The 4,161-nt window shown below is 66.7% G+C and carries 5 protein-coding genes; 4 read left to right on the top strand and 1 reads right to left on the bottom strand.

Translation table 11 applies throughout. The features are described 5' to 3' along the window. From Q0U08_RS18250 to phbB, 3 genes are all read left to right on the top strand, one after another. Nucleotides 1–448: molybdopterin cofactor-binding domain-containing protein (locus Q0U08_RS18250; RefSeq protein ID WP_298093102.1), on the top strand; the 448-nt coding region annotated here is incomplete at its 5' end. After that, nucleotides 445–1,446 (top strand): ferrochelatase, encoded by a 1,002-nt coding sequence (gene hemH, locus Q0U08_RS18245; RefSeq protein WP_298093101.1) that lies wholly within the window; start codon nt 445–447, stop codon nt 1,444–1,446. The genes Q0U08_RS18250 and hemH, both read left to right, overlap by 4 nt. Before the next feature lie 79 nt (nt 1,447–1,525). Then, a complete protein-coding gene (gene phbB / locus Q0U08_RS18240; protein WP_298093100.1) occupies nt 1,526–2,248 on the top strand; it encodes an acetoacetyl-CoA reductase in 723 nt (240 codons plus the stop codon). A gap of 118 nt (nt 2,249–2,366) precedes the next feature. Here the strand turns inward: phbB and Q0U08_RS18235 are convergent, their stop codons facing one another. After that, nucleotides 2,367–2,771: a glycine zipper 2TM domain-containing protein gene (locus tag Q0U08_RS18235; protein ID WP_298093098.1), complete on the bottom strand. Its 405-nt coding sequence runs from the start codon at nt 2,769–2,771 to the stop codon at nt 2,367–2,369. Between the two features lie 164 nt (nt 2,772–2,935). Between Q0U08_RS18235 and Q0U08_RS18230 the strand changes: the two genes are divergently transcribed. Then, the gene (locus tag Q0U08_RS18230) at nt 2,936–3,934 is read left to right on the top strand and encodes an esterase-like activity of phytase family protein (RefSeq protein ID WP_298093097.1); all 999 of its coding nucleotides are present in this window, start codon (nt 2,936–2,938) and stop codon (nt 3,932–3,934) included. The last annotated feature ends 227 nt before the right edge of the window (nt 3,935–4,161 follow it).

Here is a 4,161-nt window from a genome sequence, read left to right as displayed (position 1 = left end):
CCATTCGCGCCTCCGCCATCACCGCGATGTAACTGCCGCGCATGGCTTTCGCGGCAGTTACATCGCGGTGATGGCGGAGGCGCGAATGGAGGCGGGCGGCCGGCCGGTGGTGGAGCGGCTGGTCGCGGCGGTGGATTGCGGGCGGATGGTGAACCCCGATGTGGTGCGCCAGCAGATCGAGGGCGGGCTGATCTTCGGGCTGGCCAGTGCGATCGGCGCGGCGACGGGGTTTGCCGGCGGGCTGGCGACGGCGCGCGGATTCGACCGGCTGGTGCTGCCGCGCCTCGCCGACACGCCCGACATCACCGTCGAGTTCGTCGCGTCGGACGAGCCGCCGGGCGGGGTGGGCGAGCTGGCGGTGCCGCCGGTCGCGCCTGCAATCGGAAACGCATTGTACGCGTCCGGCGGCTTCCGGATTCGCACGCTGCCATTACATGGGGCGCCATGAACCTTCCCGCCGGGCACCCCGCCATCCCCGCACCCAAGATCGGCGTGCTGATCATCAACCTGGGCACGCCCGATGCGGCCGACCCGCCGGCGGTGAAACGCTATCTGGGCGAGTTCCTGTCGGACAGGCGCGTGGTGGAGTTGCCGGCGATCGCGTGGCAGCCGATCCTGCGCGGCATCATCCTGACCACGCGGCCCAAAAAGTCTGCGCATGCCTATCAGCAGGTGTGGCGCGAGGACGGGTCGCCGCTGGCGGCGATCACCAAGGCGCAGTCGGCCGGATTGCAGGGTGCGTTTGGCGCGGGCGTGGTGGTCGACTGGGCGATGCGCTATGGCCGGCCCGCGATCGGCGACCGCATCCAGGCGATGAAGGATGCCGGGGTGGAGCGCATCCTGCTGGCGCCGCTCTACCCGCAATATTGCGCGGCGACGACCGCCACCGCCAATGACAAGGCATTCGCGCATCTGGCGAAGATGCGCTGGCAACCGGCGGTGCGCACCCTGCCGCCCTATCATGACGACCCGCTCTACATCGATGCGCTGAAGACCAATCTGGAGGCGCAGTTGGCGGCGCTGGATTTTGAGCCGGACGCGATTTTGGCGAGCTTCCACGGCATGCCGCAGCGGACGCTGGAACTGGGCGATCCCTATCACTGCCATTGCCGCAAGACCGCGCGGTTGCTGGGCGAGGCGATGGGCCGCGAATTGACGGTCACCTTCCAGTCGCGGTTCGGGCGGGCCAAGTGGCTGGAGCCGGCGACCGACACGGTGCTGGAGGCGATGCCGGGCCGGGGCGTGAAGAAGGTCGCGATCCTGGCGCCCGGATTCTCTGCCGACTGCCTGGAAACGCTGGAGGAACTGGCGATCCGCGGGCGGGAGAGCTTCGAGGGCGCAGGGGGTACGCACTTCGCCTATCTGCCCTGCCTGAACGACAGCGAGGTAGGGCTGGCGATGCTGCGCGCGCTGCTGTCACGCGAGTTGCAAGGCTGGGTTCCGTAAGGGAATTCCGACATAGCCCCATTGCGGTGCGATCGTCGCATCCTTAGCATCGATCATGTCAAAACCAAGGGAGAGGCCGATGGCACGAGTAGCGATCGTTACGGGTGGAACGCGCGGAATCGGCGAGGCGATCAGCCTTGCCCTGAAGGATGCCGGCGTCACCGTTGCCGCCAATTATGCCGGCAATGACGAGCGGGCACAGGCCTTTACGGAGCGGACCGGGATCAAGGCGTACAAGTGGGACGTCGCCGATTATGACGCGTGCCAGGCGGGTGTGGCCAAGGTCGCCGAGGAACTGGGACCGGTGGACATCATCGTCAACAATGCCGGGATCACGCGTGACGGCACGATCCTGAAGATGACCTATGACATGTGGAAGGAGGTCATGGACACCAATCTTGGCGGTTGCTTCAACATGGCCAAGGCGGCGTTTCCGGGCATGCGCGAGCGCAAATGGGGGCGGATCGTCAACATCGGGTCGATCAACGGCCAGGCGGGCCAGTACGGCCAGGTGAACTATGCCGCCGCCAAGTCGGGCATCCACGGCTTCACCAAGGCGCTGGCGCAGGAAGGCGCGCGCGCGGGCGTGACGGTGAACGCGATCGCACCGGGCTATATCGATACCGACATGGTGGCCGCGGTGCCCGCCGACGTGCTGGACAAGATCGTCGCCAAGATCCCCGTCGGCCGGCTGGGTCAGGCAAGCGAGATCGCGCGCGGCGTGGCGTTCCTGTGCTCGGACGAGGCCGGCTTCGTCACCGGGTCGACGCTGTCGATCAACGGTGGGCAGCATATGTATTGATGGGGTGTCTCCCTCTCCCCGTGGGGGAGAGGGGTTAGAAACAGGAAAGCCGGCCCCTGGTACATGGGGGCCGGCTTTCCATCCTCGATTACGCTACGCGAGGAATTCGTGCTGCCGATCAGCGGCAGAAATTGGGGCGGTCCGAGCGGTCGATCGCGCGGCCGGCAAGGGCGCCGGCGCCTGCACCCAGGATGGTGCCAAGGGCACGGTCACCACGGGTATCGACCGTGCGGCCGAGCAGGCCACCGGCGATCGCGCCGATGATGGTGCCGCCGTCGCCGTCCTTGCAGGGGTTGCGACGGTTGCGATAGCTGCGATCGTCACGCCAGCCCCGGTCATCCCGGTAGCCACGGTCGTAGCGGCCGCGATAGCCGTCACGGTCATAGCCGCGGTCGTAGCGGTCGCCATAATAGCCACCATAGCGCTGTGCCTCTGCGGGGGCGGCGGCGACCAGCGAACCGGCAGTCATCGCCAGTGCGGCACCAGCAAGCGACAGGCTCTTGATAAGCGGAACCTTGAACATCGTCTTCACTCCCGTTTCGTCTTCGCGGCGGCGGGATTTCCGTCGTCGTTGGAAGCCTTATGGGTGATTCGCATTGAGCGGTCCCTGAATGCGGTCGTTATCCTTCGTTCAGGATGAAGCTGACGGTATCGCAGCGCAGCACAGCCGTTATGACGCGAGACGTGATGCGTATCCTGCTGGCCCTGCTGCTCGTTCTTGTCATCGTCCCCGGCTGGTCGGGAGAGGAGCGGCTGGCGCTGCTGAACGATCATGCGCAGATGACGGTCGCCCCCGTCGCACTCGATCCACGCGATCCGGCCGTGAAGCAGGTGGGGGCGCTGACCTATCTGGGCGGGGTCAGCCTGCACAGTCGCGATCCGGCCTTTGGCGGCTTTTCGGCGATGACGCTGGTGGGGGACCGCTTCACGCTGCTCAGCGACGGCGGCAACGTCGTGCGGTTCCGGATGGGCGCGGACTGGCAGCCTTACGGCCTGCACTTCTCCTATCTGCCGGACGGGCCTGGCAGTGGCTGGGAGAAGCGCGACCGGGACAGCGAATCGATGGCGATCGATCCGGCGACCGGGCGGATCTGGGTGGGGTTCGAGCGGGTGAACCAGATCTGGCGTTATGCCGCCGGTTTCGCGCGGGTCGAGGGGCGTGTCGCCCCGGCAGCGATGAAGCGCTGGCCGGACAATGGCGGCGCCGAATCGCTGGCAAGGATGCCGGATGGCCGCTTCGTGACGATCAGCGAGTCGACCAAGGTGCCCGCGCCGCACTGGCGGGGACCGGAGGCGCTGCGGCGGCAATCGCGCATCGGGGTGATCTTTGCCGGCGATCCGCTAACGGCAAAGGCGCGACGCTTCGGCTATATCATCGAGGGGCGCTATGACGTGGCGGATGCGGTCGCGCTGCCGGGCGGCGACCTGCTGGTGCTGGAGCGCTCCTTTTCACTGCCCTTCCGATTCGCCAACCGGATCGTGCGGGTGGCGGCGCGTGACGTGGCCTCGGGGAAGGTCGCGCGGGGGCGACTGCTGGCGACGCTGGCGGCGCCGCTGATCCACGACAATTTCGAGGGGATGGCGGTGGCCTGGGAGGGCGGGCGGACGATCCTGTGGCTGGTGTCCGACGACAACCAGTTTCCGCTCCAGCGCTCGCTGTTGCTGAAGTTCGCGTTGAAGGGGTAGCGCGGGATGATGTGGGGCTGTTCCTCTCAACCATATCGACCGGATGGAGGCATGTTCACCGGCCCACCATATCGGGGCCCTGTTTCGAGCGCCAATCAGTCTCTCGATTATCGTGCCATCATCGTGCGTTAAACCTGCGTCATCACATTCGTTCGGCCTGAGCGAAGTCGAAGCCTGTCCTGAGCGCCTGCCTTGGCAGGCAGTCGAAGGGGCCAAGCGCCGGTGGC

The organism is uncultured Sphingomonas sp. (genome assembly GCF_946477935.1).
Taxonomy (GTDB): Bacteria; Pseudomonadota; Alphaproteobacteria; order Sphingomonadales; family Sphingomonadaceae; genus Sphingomonas.
This window is presented reverse-complemented; position numbering and strand designations above follow the sequence as displayed.